We start from the raw sequence: 17,749 nt of genomic DNA, 5'->3' as shown, positions 1-17,749 counted from the left end.
CTTCAAAGCGATTTGCATACCTTGCTTGATGCGGCGTTTGTTGTGTGCGTTCGACCATTCCAGACACCACTGAAAGATCAAACCGATGACACGGGACTATTCCCAATTCATGCCTCAAGCCAAACAAACAGAGGTAGCACTTTCCACGCTGGACACCCTTGGGTGGCAGCCGTTCTTTTCGCAGCAATTGTCCATTGACAATATGACCAACACCCCGCCTGTGCGCGTGACCGAGGTGCACCGCACAGTGATGCGTGTGATCGGGCAGGGGATCGACAAGACGATTCCGTCCGTGGCCGACGCAACTGTGGGGGATTGGCTGCTTTTAAGTGCAGATGGCACGTATTCCGACACTGTTTTGAACCGCAAAAGCCTGATGAAACGGCGTGCACCGGGATCAGATCGCGCTGTGCAATACATTGCGGCCAACATCGATACCGCGTTTATTGTGACCTCGTGCAATCAGGACTTCAATGTCGCGCGATTGGAACGCTACATCGCCGTTGCGTTTGAGGCCGAGATTGATCCGGTGATCGTTCTGACAAAGCGTGATCTGGTTGCGGACACCACGGATTTCGAAGCCCAGGCACGGTCCATTTCCGATCTGGTGCCTGTCATTGCAATTGATGCCCGATCCGATGAGCCAAAAGCAAAGCTTGCGGAGTGGTGTAAACCGCGGCGGACCGTTGCCTTTTTGGGATCATCTGGCGTCGGCAAGTCGACCTTGGCGAATACGATGGCGGATCGCGATATCATTGCCACGCAAGGGATTCGTGCGGCTGATGATAAAGGACGCCACACAACAACGTCCCGCCAATTGCATCTGGTGCCGGGGGGCTTTGCCGTTCTTGACACGCCGGGCATGCGCGAATTGCAAATGACGGATGTTACGGCAGGGATCGAAGATCTGTTTTCGGATCTGCAAGAGCTTTCCACGCAGTGCAAGTTTCGCGACTGTGCACATGAAACGGAACCGGGATGCGCGGTGCGTGCGGCCATGGACGCAGGCGACATCGATGAGGCGCGGATGCGACGGTGGAAAAAGCTTGTGGCTGAAGACGCCTACAACTCGGCCACACTGATCCAGCGCCGCGCCCGCGACAAAGCCTTCGGCAAGCTGGTGCGTGGGGTTGTGAAAGAGAAAAAGCGCTAAGCCGTTTTAAAACAAACCTCGTATCGCCCCATTTGGTGGCGGTACGGTGGTTCATGGTTTTTGCCGCTTAGGGTCTTAATGAGCAACAGCCTGAAACAGTTTCATCCCCTTCAGGGCTTGCGAAACCTGTATAGCCTTTCAGCAATATTTCGATTTTTAGGCCAAATGCGTTTTCCGTGTTGGGGTAGGTACATGCAGCAGGCGTCAGCTTGGCGTTGAAGTCGACTTGAAGTCCCGGACGCGCCGAGGTTTCCGTCATTGTGATCTTGCCGTCATACCCAAGTTTGTCGTCGCTTTTGGTAAATTGCACATCACCACGGGTTTCGGGTGTGTTCCATGCGCTTGACTTGTCGTCGCTTAGATCAATGTTCCAGCTTGGCTCTGCGCCGAAGCAGGCCAGCGTTAGGGGCATGTCGTCTTCTACTTTAAGCATGCTGCTCATGGTGACCCAGCCTGTCGTGTCGCGCACATTGACCTGACCCCAAATGCCATCTGCACTGACGGAAACAACTTCGATGGATTTTGCATCAAACACATATCCCGCCAAGATATCCGAAGTGTCATCTTGGGCTGCAAAGATTGGCAGCAAATCACCATCCGGTATCCCGATCACAGAATACCGGGCTGGAAAATCATAGGCACTTACGACGGTTGCCCAAAAGCCAAGCAGCAAAACGGATATAAATTTCATCGGCGTGATCCCCAACTGATAGACGCGTGGCGACGTGTGTAAAATTCGCCCATGAGGCCGAGCATAACCAGAACGACTCCGACCCAAAACCCATATTCCCATGTGCTGTAGCGCGGATTGTAGTTGATAAACGTAAAGCCGCGCGATTGATCGATGGCATGAAACAGCGGGTTCCAGTCAAACATCGCCAGCATGAAGCCCGGAAGGGTGTTTGCAACGAACATCTTGCCAGACGCAATCATGTTCGCCCTTTGGTAAATGGTTGAAAAAATGGACACGGCCGTGGGAAACCATGGCTTGACAGCAAGCAAGACCAGCCCCAAAGCCACCCCTGTAAACCATGCCAGCAACAGCATCCCGAAGGCGCTAGCCGGGTCTTCAATAACCACTGGTGTGAAGGCCACATGGTACACAAACAAAATGCAAAACAGCGAAAGCACTTGCACGTAAAGCGCGCCAAGGGCGGCAGACAGAATGGCGATGATGGTGTTCATGGGGGCGTGTTGCATCATCGGGCTTGCGGGCCCTTCTGATCCAACCACAGCACCAAGGGACTTAGAGTGCGTCAGATACAGGAAAATTCCCGTCATGATATACAGTAGAAAGTCGCCGCGAATGGCCGCACCGCGCAACCCCAAAATCGAAAACATCACGTAAAAAGCAAGAACAAAAACAATAACTTGAAGCATGTTCATCAAAATTGCCAAAAACGCATTGTTATGGGTTTTCCGCACGCTTCGTACAATCGAATGATAGACCAGTTCGGCCATCGATAGGGCGATGCCTATCCCGCTTTGCGGTTTCCGCGTCGGTTGAAACATGTGTCGTTGCCTCAGGGTTGTTGCGAAAGTCGCATGGAATTCTTGCCGTTCCGTTGTCGTCGCACCATAAGTGATCCGAGTTTTGAATTCAACAAAACCCCGCGGGGCAGGAGAATAGACGTGAATTATGAAGATTTGGTGCCGGTCATTCGCACCCTTGCGTTGGAAGCTGGCGACAAGATTATGGAAATCTACGGCGCTGACGACTTTGATGTGAAAACGAAGTCGGACGACAGCCCTGTCACTGCTGCGGACGAAGCGGCAGATGCTATTATTTCGGCTGGACTGCGTGCCGCGTTTCCTGATGTGATGCTTGTCACAGAAGAACAGTCCGCCACGCATACCGCATCAGGCGATACGTTTTTGATCGTTGATCCGCTAGATGGCACTAAAGAATTCATTCACCGTCGTGGCGATTTCACTGTCAACATCGCGCTTGTCGAAGGTGGCACACCCACGCGTGGTGTCGTCTATGCCCCAGCCAAAGGGCGCATGTTTTTTACGCAAGCCGATGGTCAGACGGTTGAGGAAACCGGCGATTTCGCCAAGGATAAAATCGGCGCGGTTACACCCATTTCTGTCTCTAATGCTGACAATTCCGCCCTTATGGTGGTTGCATCGAAATCGCACCGCGATCAGGCGACGGATGATTACATCAATAAGTACGCTGTCAAAGACATGAAAAGCGCAGGGTCATCTTTGAAGTTCTGCCTGATCGCGACGGGCGAAGCGGATGTTTATCCGCGCCTTGGCCGCACGATGGAATGGGACACAGCTGCAGGGCACGCGGTCTTGTTGGGTGCAGGGGGCGATGTGGTGCGGTTTGATGACCAAACGCCTTTGAAATACGGCAAGGCGGATTTTGCCAATCCGTTTTTCATCGCTTATGCGCCGTCGGTCGATTTGAAGCCTGCGTAATGTCTGTTTTGATCGTCATACCCGCCCGCTATGCGTCCACGCGCTATCCTGCGAAACCCTTGGCAATGCTGACCGGTGCGCAAGGCGATCAACGGTCTTTGATCGAACGTAGTTGGCGGGCCGCATGTGAGGTGCAAGGCGTGGACCGTGTTGTTGTGGCCACAGATGATGTCCGTATTCAGACCGCCGCTGAGGCCTTCGGGGCCGAAGTTGTCATGACATCCGAAGACTGCGCCAACGGCACAGAGCGTTGCGCAGAAGCGCATGCTGCGCTGGGCGGCAGTTATGAGATCGTGGTGAACCTGCAAGGCGATGCACCGCTGACACCGCATTGGTTTGTGGAAGATCTTGTGACGGGTTTGCGCGCTGCGCCGGATGCGGAAATCGCAACGCCTGTGTTGCGGTGCGATGGGGCGACGCTGAACAGCTTTCTGAGCGACCGAAAGGCAGGGCGCGTTGGCGGCACAACAAGCGTTTTCGACGCGCAACGCCACGCGATGTACTTTTCAAAGGAAGTGGTGCCATTTACTTCCGAAACCTATGCCGATGAAGACGAAACTCCCGTGTTTCATCACGTGGGCGTCTACGCTTATCGCCCCGATGCTTTGGCGGCATATCCGTCGTGGCCCGTCGGTCCGTTAGAGCAGCTTGAAGGGTTGGAGCAATTGCGCTTCATGGAAAATGGCCGTTCCGTTTTATGTGTCGAGGTCGAAGCAAAAGGACGTCAGTTCTGGGAGCTGAACAACCCCGAAGATGTGCCCAAGATTGAAGCGATGATGGCGCAGATGGGGCTGGCATGACACGCCCTTCGGTCAGCGTTGTGGTGGTAAGCCGTGACCGACCGGACGCGTTGACGCGGTGCATTATGGGGCTGTCGCAGGTCCAGTACGATCCGTTTGAAATTGTGGTTGTGGCTGATCCCGCCGGGATCGAAGCGGTCAAGAAAATGGCGTGTGCTGACGACGTGAAGATGGTTGCGTTTGATCAGGCGAATATCTCGGCGGCGCGCAACGCAGGTGTTGTTGCGGCAGCTGGTGATGTGGTGGCTTTCATTGATGATGATGCTGTGCCAGAGCCAACGTGGCTGCACTATTTGATCGCACCTTTTGAGCAATCGGATGTGGCAGCGTCCGGTGGGTTTGTAATTGGGCGCAACGGCATCAGCTTTCAATGGAAGGCGCGGTTGATCAACGCTTTGGGGCATAGCGAGCCGATCGAAGTGGCCGAGGACAAAGCCACAGTGTTGCGGGCCCCGACAGGGTATGCTGTGAAAACCGAAGGCACAAACATGGCACTACGCCGTGATGTTTTGGTCGAGCTGGGTGGATTTGATCCGGCCTACCATTTTTACCTGGACGAAACGGACCTGAACATGCGGCTGGCGCGGGCAGGGCATGCGACGGCGATTTGCCCCCGTGCGCAGGTACACCACGGGTTTGCGGCCAGCGTGAGGCGCCGCCCGGACAGGGCGCCATCGGATTTGTTCGACATTGGCGCAAGCTGGGCGGTGTTCGCGCGAAAGTTCATCGAGGATGCCGCGCAAGACGCGCATTGGAAAGATGTGCAATCCAGTGAACGCAAACGGCTTTTGTCGCATATGGTGGCAGGTCGGCTTGAGCCGCGGCAGGTGCGATATCTGATGAAACGCCTTCGGGCGGGGCATGCCAAAGGGGGTGTGCGTCCTGTCGGGGCAAATCAAGTGACCCGACATGCCAGCGATGGGTTTAAACGGTTTCCGGTGGTGGCGCGGCATACACATTTTGAACAATCGACCCTGCGCGGCGCTGCGGCGGCAAGGGAGGCCGCGAAAGTCAGGGTGAAAAACGCACAGATAGTCACCTTGATCATTCTCTCGCGCACGGCAATGTACCACCACGTGCAGTTCAATCCCGCCGGCTTTTGGGAACAAAAAGGTGGGCAGTTCGGCAAGTCTTTGCGCAACGAAAGGATTTTTCAGTGGGCAACGGCTAAAGCACGTACAAAGAAAGAAATGGAACGTGTCGCTATCGTGCGTCAGGTGTGAGTAAAAATTGGCGTGATGATGCAACATTTGCTGGCAATTCCAACGTTTTGAGACGTTTGCGTGTATTTTGTTCGGAAAATTACGTTTAGATAACCAAAAATGCTCTAAAACAGAGCGCACGAAATGAGGATCAGGAATGCGTAAAAAGGTGACCAAGGCTATCTTTCCCGTGGCCGGACTTGGAACGCGGTTTTTGCCAGCGACAAAATCAGTCCCGAAAGAAATCATGACTTTGGTGGATCGCCCTTTGATCCAATACGCCATTGATGAAGCCCGTGCCGCCGGCATCAAGGAATTCATCTTTGTGACGTCCCGCGGCAAAGGCGCATTGGAAGATTACTTCGACCATGCCCCGAACCTTGAACAAGAGCTGCGCAAAAAAGGTAAAACCGAGGCGCTTGAAGCCCTTAAAGACACCAACATGGATAGTGGCGCCATTGCCTACATTCGCCAGCACAAGGCGCTTGGTTTGGGTCACGCTGTTTGGTGCGCACGGCGCTTGATTGCAAACGAACCCTTTGCGGTAATTTTGCCTGATGATGTGATCGCGGCTGAAAAGCCATGTTTGCAGCAAATGGTAGAAGCTTATGAAGAAACAGGTGGCAACATGGTTGCGGCCATGGAGGTTGCTCCTGAAAAGGCATCTTCATACGGTGTGTTGGATGTGTCGGAAGACATGGGATCCATGGTGCGCGTCAAAGGTATGGTTGAAAAGCCCCCGGCCGATGAAGCGCCATCCAATCTGGCCGTAATTGGCCGCTACATTCTGTCGCCCAACGTGCTTGGCAATTTGAACAAGATCAAATCCGGTGCCGGTGGTGAAATTCAGCTGACAGATGCGATTGCAGCCGAGATTGAGCAAGACAATCCAGTCTATGGGTACCGCTTCAAAGGCCAGCGTTTCGATTGTGGATCAAAGTCCGGCTTCTTGCAGGCGACTGTATCCTTTGGTCTGGCGCGTGAAGAACTGCGTGATGATCTGCGTGGGTACATCCACGACATCGTCGCAATGGACAAAGCGGCGGAGTAACGTCTTTGACGGATCATGTACTTGTTACAGGCGGCGCGGGCTACATCGGTTCGCACGCCTGCAAAGCTCTGGCAGCGGCCGGTTTCATTCCAGTCACCTTCGACAATTTGGTCACTGGCTGGGAAGAAGCGGTAAAGTTCGGGCCGTTCGCCCAAGGGGATCTGTTGGATCGCGCCCGCCTGGACGCCGTATTCGCCGAATACCAGCCGATAGCCGTTATGCATTTTGCCGCGCTTTCGCAGGTTGGCGAAAGCATGTCAGAGCCCGGAAAATACTGGCGCAACAATGTGTCGGGGTCTTTGAACCTGATCGAAGCAGCCGTTGACGCAGGCTGCATGAACTTTGTATTTTCAAGCACTTGCGCCACCTATGGTGATCAGGACAACGTGGTTCTTGATGAAAACAGCGCCCAATATCCGATCAATGCATATGGCGCGTCCAAACGCGCAATCGAGGACATTCTGCGCGACTTCGAGGCGTCGAACGGACTGCGTCATGTGATCTTTCGGTACTTCAACGTGGCAGGCGCTGACCCTGAGGGCGAAGTGGGCGAATTCCACCAACCCGAGACGCATTTGGTTCCGCTTATGTTGGATGCCATCGACGGCAAACGTGATGCGCTGACCATCTTTGGCACCGACTACGATACGCCTGACGGCACTTGTATCCGCGATTACGTGCATGTGTGTGATCTTGTGGATGCCCACGTTCTAGGTCTGAAATGGCTACAAGACGACAAAGCGAGCCGCGTGTTCAACCTTGGCACCGGTTCCGGATTTTCGGTGCGTGAAGTCATTGATCATTCGCGCAGTGTCACAAACCGCGAAGTGCCCTATAACGAAGGGGACCGTCGCGCGGGGGATTGTACGAAACTGGTGTCTGGTTCGTCGCGCGCTGTGTCTGAATTGGGGTGGTCGCCAACGCGGTCTACCCTGCAACAGATGATCGCAGACGCGTGGAGATGGCATCAAACTGGCCACTATTCCAAATAAACCGCCGCCCGCCCGGCTTTTAGACATAACCCGTTTGGTGCGCCGCGCAGGGCGTGTTTTGACCGGCGTGGACCGTGTCGAGATGGCGTATTTGAAAGCGTTTCTGGCGGACGATGTGCCCGGCTTTGGTTTGGTGCGCACGCCATTTGGATATGTGTTGCTGGATGACATGGGGTTGCGGGCGATGTGTGGGCGGCTGAGCCATCCTTCAAAGATGGCCTCTCCGGATGTCCTTTCATTGCTATCGCGCGGCTTGACCCGAACGGAACGCAAGGCGCAAACCGAAGTGCGCCGCAACGCTTTTGCCCGTGCCCTTCCCCCAAAACTGGATCAGATGTTGGCGAAACATCTGCCGCAGGGGACACACTATTTTAACGTTGGTCATAGCAACTTGACCGATCGCGTTTTGCAAGCCGTACGTGGATTGGGTGGTGTGACGGCTGTAATGGTTCATGATGTTATCCCGCTGAATTTCCCACAATATCAAAGGGTTGGAACAGTCGAGGTATTTCGCGAAAAGCTGATGCGTGTGCGCCAGTTCGCGGACGTGGTAATTTATAACTCAGCGGACACCCAAACTCGTACCGAAGCGCAAATGGCAGTTTGGGGGGATGTGCCACGCGGCATTGTTTCCCATTTGGGAACAGAACAACCCTATCCCAATCCGGATTTTATCTGCCCGAAGACCCCCTACTTTGTGACAATCGGGACAATCGAGCCCCGTAAAAATCACGCTTTTTTGCTGGATTTGTGGGAAGAACTAGGACCCGCAGCGCCTGAATTACATATCGTCGGATCGCGTGGTTGGAACAACGATGCCGTATTTTCCCGTTTGGATGCCTTGGATGAACACGGCCCTGTGCGAGAGCGAAGCGGGCTTTGCGACGCCGACATGTTGGCCCTTTTGCAAGGTGCATCAGGGTTTCTGTTTCCGTCTTTTGCGGAAGGGTTCGGTCTACCTCCAGTTGAGGCGGCAATGTTGGGGGTTCCTATTTTATCCAATGAATTAGGTGTGATCCGGGAAATCCTTGACGATATTCCAGTTTACGCAAGCGTTTCAGACCGTTATCTGTGGTTAACGACAATAAAACAGATGGCCGGAGACGACCCCAAACGTAGAAAATTTGATCGATTTTCGCCTCCAGATTGGACGGCACATTTCAACACCGTGTTAAGTTTGATCTGATAGCGCAACGGGGCCGGAAGAACTCTGGCAGGTAAAGGGCAAAAGTTTGGGCGCTTGGCAGTCATATCGCAATAGGCTTCAGCGGAAGCGGTGGCGCATTCGTGCGTTTCGCAAGCGCCGTGAGCTGTCGCGTGTGGCGGACCGGACGACCAATATCAAATCTGACGATCTACTGTTGTTCTCGACCTTGCGGAATGAACGTGTGCGATTGCCGTACTTCCTTGATTACTATCGTGAACAGGGCATCAACCATTTCCTGATCGTGGACAATGACAGCAATGACGGCAGCACAGACTATTTGGCGCAGCAGCCTGATGTTTCAGTTTGGCACACAAAATTCAGCTACAAGCGTGCGCGGTTTGGTGTTGATTGGCTAAATTGGTTGCAGTTGAAATATGCCCATGGGCATTGGGCGCTGGTGGTCGATCCTGATGAATTTCTGGTGTACCCTTTCTGTGACACACGCCCGCTGCGGGCGCTGACGGATTGGCTGGACGCGTCCAGCATCAAATCATTCAGCGCCATGTTGCTTGATATGTATCCAAAGGGGCGTCTGGACGCGCAACCTTACACCGAAGGTCAGGATCCGATGGAAATTGCCAGCTGGTTCGACAGCGGCAACTATACGATGTCACGCAACAAGCGCTTTGGTAATTTGTGGATACAAGGTGGGCCGCGCGCACGGGTATTTTTTCACAATGCTCCTGAAAAAGCCCCTGCGCTAAATAAGATTCCGTTGGTGAAATGGGACCGCCGTTACACCTACGTCAGCTCAACCCATATGCTTTTGCCGCGGGGGTTGAACCAAGTTTACGACGAATGGGGTGGCGAAAAAGCCAGCGGCGTGCTGTTGCATGCCAAGTTCCTGGACACCTTCACCTCCAAAGCCGCCGAAGAACTGACCCGCAAACAGCACTATGCGGCTTCGGTAGAATACAAGGCTTATGCAGATAGCCTGAAAGACGATCCAGAGCTGTGGTGCAAGTGGTCTGAAAAGTACATAAATTGGCGCCAGCTTGAAATTTTAGGGCTGATGTCCAAAGGAAACTGGGCATGAGCGTCGGCATCGTCATGCTGGTTCACACCGCATTGAACCGCGCTGAACAGGCTGCGCGGCATTGGGCTGCGGGGGGGTGCCCTGTTGTGATCCATGTCGATAAAATGGTGGATCGCAAAACATACGATGCCTTCGCAAATGCCCTGTCAGGCGTTCCGAATGTTGAATTTTCGACACGGTTCAAATGTGAATGGGGCACGTGGGGCATCGTCGCGGCGTCCCAAGCTGCATCTGAACTGATGCTGTCCAAGTTCTCTTTCGTGCGGCACGTCTATCTGGCGTCGGGGTCATGTTTGCCTTTGCGGCCTGTGGATGAGCTGGTCGAGTACCTTGAGGCCCGTCCGCGTACGGATTTTATTGAAAGTGCAACGACGTCGGATGTGCCTTGGACGGTTGGCGGTCTCGATGCAGAACGGTTCACTTTACGGTTCCCGTTTTCCTGGAAACGCCACCGTTTGCTGTTTGACCGCTACGTTCAAATCCAACGCAAGTTAAAGTTGAAGCGACGTGTGCCGAACGGGTTGGTGCCCCATATGGGCAGCCAATGGTGGTGTCTGACACGGCAAACCTTGTCAGCCATCCTGCAAGACCCTGATCGTGCGGTATATGATGCGTATTTCAAGCGGGTGTGGATCCCCGACGAAAGCTATTTCCAAACCCTGTCGCGGCAGTATTCCACCAACATCGAAAGTCGGTCTCTGACGCTAAGCAAGTTTGATTTTCAAGGCAAACCGCATATTTTCTATGATGACCATTTGCAGCTTTTGCGCCGGTCCGACTGCTTTGTGGCCCGCAAAATCTGGCCACATGCAGATCGTCTTTATGAGGCGTTTTTGACTGATACTGCAGGTGCGATGAAGCGGACAGAACCTAATCCTGGTAAAATTGACCGTATTTTTGCCAAAGCGGTTGAGCGGCGGACACGCGGCCGTCCAGGCCTGTATATGCAAAGCCGGTTTCCGAATGAAGATTGGGAAAATGGGGTGACGGCCGCCCCGTATTCTGTGTTTCAGGGGTTTGCCGAGCTTTTCGAAAATTTTGAACCATGGTTGGCGAAAGCCACAGGGGCGCGGGTTCACGGCCACCTATTTGCGCCCGATCGTGTGCGTTTTGCCGATGGCCGGGAAACCATTCATGGCGCGCTCAGCGATAGCGCTTTGGTGCGTGATAACAATCCAAGCGGATTTCTAACGAACTTGATTTGGAACACACGCGGAGAACGGCAGTGTTTTCAATTTGGACCGGCGGATACGCAAATAATCAATTGGCGGATGGCTAAAGATCATAATGCGCAAATCTCTGTGATAAGCGGCGCGTGGTCTGTGCCGTTGTTCAAATCAAATTTGAATTTTATTGATATACGTAAGCAAGCGGCTTTGCTGCAAAAGATCGAAAGCGAACATCTGGATGTTCTGCGGTCGCCATTTTCCAAAGCGCGCGTGCGGATTTGGAGCATGGCAGAGTTTATCGAAGCCCCGATGGAGCCGCTTCAGGGCATTTTGGACGAAATTGGACCGCAGCATGCCAGACGTCTGTCGGAAGTGCCAAAGATGGTCGATCTAAGCGGGTTTGGTCAATTCCTGCAAAACTTGAAGAATCAAGGCATGCATCCGTATTTGATGGGTGATTTTCCCGTGGACCGCGGCCCTGAAGGGGCCAGTAAACCACCTCGCAAACCCTATCTGGTGCAATAAATATGCCTAAGAATTTCGATTATTTTGTAGTTTTTGCTGAGATGCGCACCGGGTCCAATTTTTTGGAGGCAAACCTGAACGCGTTTGACGGGATTGCCTGTCATGGCGAAGCGTTCAACCCGCATTTTTTGGGATACCCGAAGACGCAAGAGATTCTGGGGGTTACGCAGGACACACGGGATGCAGACCCAAAGGTGTTGTTGCGTGAGGTGCGCAAAGACAAGTCTGCGCTGAACGGGTTTCGCTATTTCCACGATCACGACCCGAGGGTTCTGGATGCGATCTTGAACGACGAAAAATGCGCGAAAATTGTGCTAACACGTAATCCTTTGGACAGTTACGTGTCGTGGAAAATCGCACAGGAAACCGGGCAGTGGAAGCTGACGGATGCCAAGTCTCGCAAAGATGGCAAGGCCGAATTTGACGCTGATGAATTTGACGCCCACCTGACCGCGTTGCAGGAATTTCAGGTTATGTTGCTTGGACGGCTTCAAACCAGCGGTCAGACTGCATTTTATGTCGCTTATGAAGACCTGCAAAGCGTAGAAGTCATGAACGGTTTGGCCAAGTTTCTAGGCGTGCAAGAGGCGCTTGATGGCTTGGATAAAAACCTGAAAAAGCAAAACCCGTCCCCTATTTCCGAGAAAGTTAAAAATTTCGACAAAATGGAACAAGCTTTGGCGGGGCTCGACCGGTTCAACCTGACGCGCACACCAAACTTTGAGCCACGCCGCGGTCCGGCGATCCCAACATATGTTACTGCTGCACATGCGCCGCTTTTGTACTTGCCAATGCGGTCCGGTCCCGAGGATCAGGTTTTGGACTGGATGGCAGCCGTTGACGGGGTGTCTGGCGATCAGCTGAACACAAAGCTTAGTCAAAAAGATCTGCGCCAGTGGAAACGCAAACATGGCAAGCACCGCAGTTTTACTGTGCTGCGTCATCCCGTTGCGCGGGCGCACCATGCGTTCTGCACTAGAATTTTGAACACCGGACCGCAGTGTTACGATGCCTTGCGTCAGACTTTGCGCCGGCGTTACGCTTTGCCTATTCCGGAAAGCATGCCAGACGCGTCCTATGACAAAGTCGCACACCGGAAAGCTTTTGCGGCGTTTCTGGGTTTTCTGAAAGGTAATTTGGCAGGACAAACAGCGATTCGTGTAGACCAGTCTTGGTGTACCCAAGCTTTGGCTCTGCAAGGTTTTGGTGAGTTTGCACTACCCGACAGGGTCATCCGTGAAGCTGACATGCAAGAAGAGTTGGCGCAGCTGGCGGCGCATGTCGGGGTCCGTACGCCCCAAGTGCAAGATGCCCCGGTTGAAACGCCTTTTGCTTTGGCAGACATTTACGATGCAGAAATAGAGGCGCTGGTTCAGAACGTGTACCAGCGCGACTATATGATGTTTGGTTTCGAAAGCTGGGCTTAAGCCGCCTGTTGCTGACGGCTTTCAGACAAGATTGCGTACAATGTAGAGGCGTCGGGATTGGCCCGCAGCTTTGCGCAAATCGAAGGTTCGCGCAGTGTTCGCGACACCAATGCCAAGGCTTTCAGATGCTCAACACCTGCATTTTCAGGGGCAAACAACGCGAATGCAATATCCACAGGTTGGCGATCTACCGCCCCGAAATCGATTGGCTTATCCAAAAGCACAAACACCCCAACAACTTCGTTAAGACCTTCAATACGGGCATGAGGCAAGGCGACGCCGTGACCAACACCGGTTGGTCCCAACGCTTCACGCGCCAAAAGACATTCCAAAACAATGCCTGGGTTCAGATCATAAGCAAAAGCCGCCAAATCACCGACATCCGCCAGTAAGCGCTTTTTGCTAGAGGCCGACGTCAATACTTTGACGGCCTCCGGCTTTAGAAGTTTTGCAAATTCCATGTCGCTCGCACCTATCGACGCATTGCCCGTCGCGTTTATTTTATGGGTCGATCCAGCCGATGTTTCCGTCCTCACGACGGTACACGACATTCACCCCATCTTTGCCTTCATTCCGGAACACCAAAACAGGGGCGCCGGCCAATTCCATTTGCATCACAGCTTCGCCAACGGACAATGATGGGATGTTGGTTTCCATCTCGGCCACGATAATTGGCTGTAGCGATTCCGGTTCAGGGTCCTGTGCCCCTTCTGCTGAAGCGAGGATATAGGAGGAAGCGCCGAAAAGTTCAACAGGTTCCACCCGATCCTTGTGGTGATCTTTCAATCGACGTTTGTAGCGCCGCAATTGTTTTTCCATTTTGGCGCAGCAACTGTCAAAGGCCGCGTAGATTTCTGTTTCTTTGGCTTTGGCCGAGGCGGTCAGCCCCGTCGATAGATGCACGGTTGCCTCACAGGCATATTCATGGGCAGATTTTGAGAATATGACGTTCGCGTCGGTCGGTCGTTCAGCGTACTTTTGGACCACTTCGCCCAGTTCGGTTTTCACATGCGTTTGCAGTGCATTTCCAATGTCGATTTGTTTTCCGCTGATTTGATACCGCATTCTATCTCCTTCAAAGTGGTTGAAACGGGTCTGGGATCGCACCGTACAAAGGTGCGGGCCAAAGATCAGTTTCGCGGGAAAGGCTGTGTTCGCATGTGTCTGAACGTTGGCCGTTGGACCAAGAAAGTTTTGTAGTCAGACAGTAACATGCGTTTTGCCATATCTGTATTGAGCCAGATCAAACGTGGTTCTGTCAATCAAAACTGCCCGCTTGCCGGGTAAAATTATCTCGCATTTTCTTGAATGGATCAGGAAATGCGGAAATTTTCACCAAGATAAACGCGGCGCACATTTTCGTTGTCCACGACCTGTTCCGGCGTGCCTGACATCAAAACTTTACCGTCATGCAAAATATAAGCGCGGTCTACAATTTCTAATGTTTCCCGTACGTTGTGGTCTGTGATCAACACGCCAATGCCGCGTGTTTTCAAATCGGCAACAAGCTGGCGAATGTCGCCTACGGAAATCGGATCGACACCTGCAAAGGGCTCATCCAGCAATAGATACTTGGGATTTGCGGCCAAACACCGCGCAATTTCCACGCGGCGTCTTTCACCGCCTGACAACGCCAACGCAGGTGCGCGACGCAGGTGTTCGATTGAAAATTCAGACAACAAATCTTCTAGGCGCGCACGCCGTTTTGTACGGTCTGTTTCGGTTATATCCAAAATCGCGCTGATGTTGTCTTGGACAGACAGCCCACGAAAAATGCTCATTTCCTGTGGCAGGTATCCGATCCCAAGCTGGGCGCGGCGGTACATCGGCAAAGTGGTCACGTCGTGCCCGTCAACCTTCACAGACCCGCCTTCGGGCGTGACCAACCCGGCAACCGAATAAAAGGTTGTTGTTTTCCCAGAACCGTTCGGACCCAAAAGCGCCACGACTTCTCCGCGGTTCAATTGCATCGAAAAGTCGCGGATCACCAGCTTTTTACGATAGGATTTGCGCAGGTTTTCAATTTGCAGGCCCGTGGCACCACCTGCAACTGTCAGCTTTGGTTTCGCCATCAGTTGTTACCGGTGTTCAAAATCGTTTTGACCCGGCCTGACATTTTTGCAGTTCCGTCTTTCAAATCAACAGACATCCGCTCGGCCGTCAGTGCACTTGCGCCCTGGGTCATCAACACGTTGCCTGTCATGACGATTGTACCCGAATCAATATTATAGTCGGCGCGTTCCGCTTCGGCTGCATCCTGCCCAGACACCAGAGTGACGCCGCCCGTGGCTTCCAGCGATGCAATGCCTTCATTCTGGGCTTTGTAGACCACTTTTACACGCGCGGCAGACAAGCGCATTTCGCCTTGTCCAATAAGCACGTTACCCACAAAAACAGCTGTTCCAGAGGCCTGATCCACCGACAAGTTGTCAGCGGTCACTTCGACGGGCTGGCTGGTGTCTTGCCGGATTGTTCCAAAGGCAACGTTGGTGCCTTGCGCAAATGCAGGCTGAACGTTGGGGGCAATCGCGGTCAGAGCGATTGTAAAGGCAAAGGCACGCAATAAGGTCACAGCAATCATTCTCGTTTCTTTTGCGGGTCGTATATCAGTTTTACGGCGTTTGTGAAAATCAATTGGGCGGGGCCGCCGTCTTTCACTGCAGAAATTTGTAGCGATCCCGCCGTGATCTGTCCAATCGGTCCTGACCCCTGTACTTCGTCGGGCGATTTGATGTCCAACTGGCCCAGTGATGACGTGAGGCGGTTCGTGGTCACTTTGTATAAGGTGGATGTGGTGATCTTGACGTCGCCCGTCAATGTCACAACTTGTTCCGACATGCTTAGGTCTGCTTGATTTGCGGTGATGTTCACCTTGGTGCCACCCGCAAGATCCAGTTTTGCCACGACATTTTCGGCTGTGGTTTTGCCTGCGCCCCGTCCGACTTTGTCGGCAGAAAACGAAATAAGATCACCGCTGCTGGTTGCGCCGGAAAAGAACGGGCCTGTGATTTGCTGGTCACGCAAACGGTCCTGCACATCTTTTTCAGCAAAAGGAATAGAGGCCGTTGGATCGATGTTGCGCGATAATAGAAACAGCGTCGACAAAAGCCCCAGCGCCATAAGCGGCAACAGCACCTTTAGCCATGCCACCATGCGCGAATACCAGTCCATTTGCCGTTATCCCAGTCCGACGCGCAGGCAGTCATGGATATGCAAAAGCCCGGCGGGTTGCGTTGGATGGGCGGGATCAACGACCAGCAGGCAGGTGATTTTGCGATCTTGCATAATGCCCACAGCCTTCTCGGCCAGCGCATCGGGCGGGATCGTTGCGGGATCGTGCGTCATCACGTCCTGGGCCGTCAGCGTGGCCAGCCCGTCCATGTGGCGGCTTATGTCCCCGTTCGTGATGATGCCTTTCAATGCGCCGGACGTGTCGGTGACACATGTCACCCCAAAACCCTTTTGTCCGATTTGCCCCAGAACCTGAGACATATTCGCGTCCATCCCCACAAAAGGAATCGCATCGCCCGAATGCATCAGGTCTTTGACCAGACTTAATTGTGCGCCAAGTTTGCCGCCGGGGTGGAAATCGCGGAAATGTTCGGGTGTGAATGCGCGGTGTTCCATCATGGCCACAGCCACCGCATCGCCCATCGCCAGCGTCAACGTGGTCGAGGTCGTGGGCACAACGCCCGTGCCGCAAGCCTCGCCCAAGGCAGGCAGTTGCAGAACGATGTCTGATTGTTTGCCCAAGCTGCTGTCGGGGCGGCTGGTGATTCCGATCAGCGGAATGTCAAAGCGGCGCGTGAAGGCCACCAGATTTGCCAGCTCGGGTGCTTCGCCGGAATTGGAAATGGCAATCACCGTATCGCTGCGCGTGATCATGCCCAAATCGCCATGGCTGGCTTCGGCGGGATGCACGAATTGCGCAGGTGTGCCCGTGCTTGCCAGTGTGGCTGCAATCTTGCGGGCGATATGCCCTGATTTGCCAATGCCCGTGACGATCACGCGCCCCTTGGTGTCCAGCAATTTGACCACGGCCTGCGCAAAGCGTTCATCCAGGCCATCTGCCATCACGCGCAGCGCGTCAGCTTCAGCTTCGATCACGCGGCGGGCGGTGTCACGGAAAGGGGTTTGTTCGCTCATGAGTGGGCAAATATGTCTGTATCTGGCCAGCCGATCAGGTCTAGATTGGCCCGCATTGGCAAGAAATCGAAACAGGCTTGTGCGACCTCCATACGGTCCTCGCGCACCAGTCTTTTGTTCAATTCATCGCGCAGCCGGTGCAGGTACAACACATCCGACGCCGCATAGTCCATTTGCGCAGTGGTCAATGTGTCCGCGCCCCAGTCGCTGGATTGCTGCTGCTTGGAGACGTCAACGCCCAACAGTTCATGCAGCAGGTTCTTCAACCCGTGACGGTCTGTGTAGGTGCGGATCAGACGGCTGGCGATCTTTGTGCAGTACACAGGCGCCGTGACCGCACCAAAGGCGTTTTGCATCGCGGCAATGTCAAATCGTCCAAAGTGAAACAGCTTCAGCACGTCGGGGTTTGTCAGCATTTTGCACAGGTTCGGGGCCTCTGTCTGGCCCTTTTTGATTTGAACGATATGTGCGTTCCCGTCGCCAGACGACAGCTGCACCACGCACAGCCGGTCACGGTGTGGATGCAAGCCCATGGTTTCACAATCGATGGCAACCATTGGACCCAGGTCCAAATCATCGGGCAAGTCGGAGATATGAAGAAAATTTGTCAT

19 protein-coding genes are annotated in these 17,749 nt (G+C 53.6%); 10 read left to right on the top strand and 9 right to left on the bottom strand.

From position 1 onward, the window contains the following. Positions 1-85 precede the first annotated feature (85 nt). Complete coding sequence (gene rsgA / locus ABJL60_RS00845) at positions 86-1,153, top strand: ribosome small subunit-dependent GTPase A (RefSeq protein ID WP_348373403.1); 1,068 nt, start codon at positions 86-88, stop codon at positions 1,151-1,153. Between the two features lie 67 nt (positions 1,154-1,220). Here the strand turns inward: rsgA and ABJL60_RS00840 are convergent, their stop codons facing one another. Further along, positions 1,221-1,844 (bottom strand): hypothetical protein, encoded by a 624-nt coding sequence (locus tag ABJL60_RS00840; protein WP_348291692.1) that lies wholly within the window; start codon positions 1,842-1,844, stop codon positions 1,221-1,223. After that, positions 1,841-2,665, bottom strand: coding sequence for an ABC transporter permease (locus ABJL60_RS00835; RefSeq protein ID WP_348291691.1), 825 nt, complete (start codon positions 2,663-2,665; stop codon positions 1,841-1,843). The genes ABJL60_RS00840 and ABJL60_RS00835 overlap by 4 nt, the downstream gene beginning before the upstream one ends. Before the next feature lie 120 nt (positions 2,666-2,785). On the opposite strand from ABJL60_RS00835, the gene cysQ reads away from it, so the two are divergent. From cysQ to ABJL60_RS00790, 9 genes are all read left to right on the top strand, one after another. After that, complete coding sequence (cysQ, locus tag ABJL60_RS00830) at positions 2,786-3,583, top strand: 3'(2'),5'-bisphosphate nucleotidase CysQ (RefSeq protein ID WP_348291689.1); 798 nt, start codon at positions 2,786-2,788, stop codon at positions 3,581-3,583. Continuing rightward, positions 3,583-4,383, top strand: coding sequence for a manno-octulosonate cytidylyltransferase (locus ABJL60_RS00825; protein ID WP_348373402.1), 801 nt, complete (start codon positions 3,583-3,585; stop codon positions 4,381-4,383). The genes cysQ and ABJL60_RS00825 overlap by 1 nt, the downstream gene beginning before the upstream one ends. After that, on the top strand, positions 4,380-5,606 hold the full coding sequence (locus ABJL60_RS00820) for a glycosyltransferase (RefSeq protein WP_348291685.1): 1,227 nt from the start codon (positions 4,380-4,382) through the stop codon (positions 5,604-5,606). The genes ABJL60_RS00825 and ABJL60_RS00820 overlap by 4 nt, the downstream gene beginning before the upstream one ends. Positions 5,607-5,742: 136 nt before the next feature. Further along, positions 5,743-6,636 carry a UTP--glucose-1-phosphate uridylyltransferase GalU gene (gene galU, locus ABJL60_RS00815; protein ID WP_108826806.1) on the top strand — a complete coding sequence of 298 codons (894 nt, stop codon included), beginning with the start codon at positions 5,743-5,745 and terminating at the stop codon, positions 6,634-6,636. Between the two features lie 5 nt (positions 6,637-6,641). Continuing rightward, positions 6,642-7,628 (top strand): UDP-glucose 4-epimerase GalE, encoded by a 987-nt coding sequence (gene galE, locus ABJL60_RS00810; RefSeq protein WP_348373401.1) that lies wholly within the window; start codon positions 6,642-6,644, stop codon positions 7,626-7,628. 67 nt (positions 7,629-7,695) lie between these two features. Continuing rightward, a complete protein-coding gene (locus tag ABJL60_RS00805; protein WP_348373525.1) occupies positions 7,696-8,814 on the top strand; it encodes a glycosyltransferase in 1,119 nt (372 codons plus the stop codon). A 46-nt stretch (positions 8,815-8,860) separates the two neighbouring features. Next, on the top strand, positions 8,861-9,871 hold the full coding sequence (locus ABJL60_RS00800; protein ID WP_348373400.1) for a glycosyltransferase family 2 protein: 1,011 nt from the start codon (positions 8,861-8,863) through the stop codon (positions 9,869-9,871). Continuing rightward, positions 9,868-11,565 (top strand): beta-1,6-N-acetylglucosaminyltransferase, encoded by a 1,698-nt coding sequence (locus ABJL60_RS00795; RefSeq protein ID WP_348291679.1) that lies wholly within the window; start codon positions 9,868-9,870, stop codon positions 11,563-11,565. The genes ABJL60_RS00800 and ABJL60_RS00795 overlap by 4 nt, the downstream gene beginning before the upstream one ends. Positions 11,566-11,567: 2 nt before the next feature. Further along, positions 11,568-12,992: a sulfotransferase domain-containing protein gene (locus ABJL60_RS00790; protein WP_348373399.1), complete on the top strand. Its 1,425-nt coding sequence runs from the start codon at positions 11,568-11,570 to the stop codon at positions 12,990-12,992. Here ABJL60_RS00790 and ABJL60_RS00785 read toward each other — a convergent pair. From ABJL60_RS00785 to ABJL60_RS00755, 7 genes are all read right to left on the bottom strand, one after another. Beyond that, positions 12,989-13,453 (bottom strand): PTS sugar transporter subunit IIA, encoded by a 465-nt coding sequence (locus ABJL60_RS00785; RefSeq protein WP_348373398.1) that lies wholly within the window; start codon positions 13,451-13,453, stop codon positions 12,989-12,991. The genes ABJL60_RS00790 and ABJL60_RS00785 overlap by 4 nt on opposite strands. Positions 13,454-13,493: 40 nt before the next feature. Next, the gene (raiA, locus tag ABJL60_RS00780; protein WP_108826812.1) at positions 13,494-14,057 is read right to left on the bottom strand and encodes a ribosome-associated translation inhibitor RaiA; all 564 of its coding nucleotides are present in this window, start codon (positions 14,055-14,057) and stop codon (positions 13,494-13,496) included. A gap of 248 nt (positions 14,058-14,305) precedes the next feature. Next, positions 14,306-15,064 (bottom strand): LPS export ABC transporter ATP-binding protein, encoded by a 759-nt coding sequence (gene lptB / locus ABJL60_RS00775; RefSeq protein WP_108826813.1) that lies wholly within the window; start codon positions 15,062-15,064, stop codon positions 14,306-14,308. Then, a complete protein-coding gene (lptA, locus tag ABJL60_RS00770) occupies positions 15,064-15,564 on the bottom strand; it encodes a lipopolysaccharide transport periplasmic protein LptA (protein WP_348291752.1) in 501 nt (166 codons plus the stop codon). Before lptA ends, lptB begins: the two co-directional genes overlap by 1 nt. Positions 15,565-15,569: 5 nt before the next feature. Next, positions 15,570-16,163 (bottom strand): LPS export ABC transporter periplasmic protein LptC, encoded by a 594-nt coding sequence (gene lptC, locus ABJL60_RS00765; RefSeq protein ID WP_348373397.1) that lies wholly within the window; start codon positions 16,161-16,163, stop codon positions 15,570-15,572. Between the two features lie 6 nt (positions 16,164-16,169). Next, a complete protein-coding gene (locus ABJL60_RS00760) occupies positions 16,170-17,138 on the bottom strand; it encodes a KpsF/GutQ family sugar-phosphate isomerase (protein WP_348373396.1) in 969 nt (322 codons plus the stop codon). Continuing rightward, positions 17,135-17,749, bottom strand: coding sequence for a ribonuclease H-like domain-containing protein (locus ABJL60_RS00755; RefSeq protein WP_348291669.1), 615 nt, complete (start codon positions 17,747-17,749; stop codon positions 17,135-17,137). The genes ABJL60_RS00760 and ABJL60_RS00755 overlap by 4 nt, the downstream gene beginning before the upstream one ends.

It is taken from the genome of Ascidiaceihabitans sp., assembly GCF_039986515.1.
In the GTDB taxonomy this organism is placed as follows: Bacteria; Pseudomonadota; Alphaproteobacteria; order Rhodobacterales; family Rhodobacteraceae; genus Ascidiaceihabitans.
The sequence above is the reverse complement of the archived record's forward strand: the minus strand, read 5'-3'. Positions and strand labels throughout refer to the sequence as shown.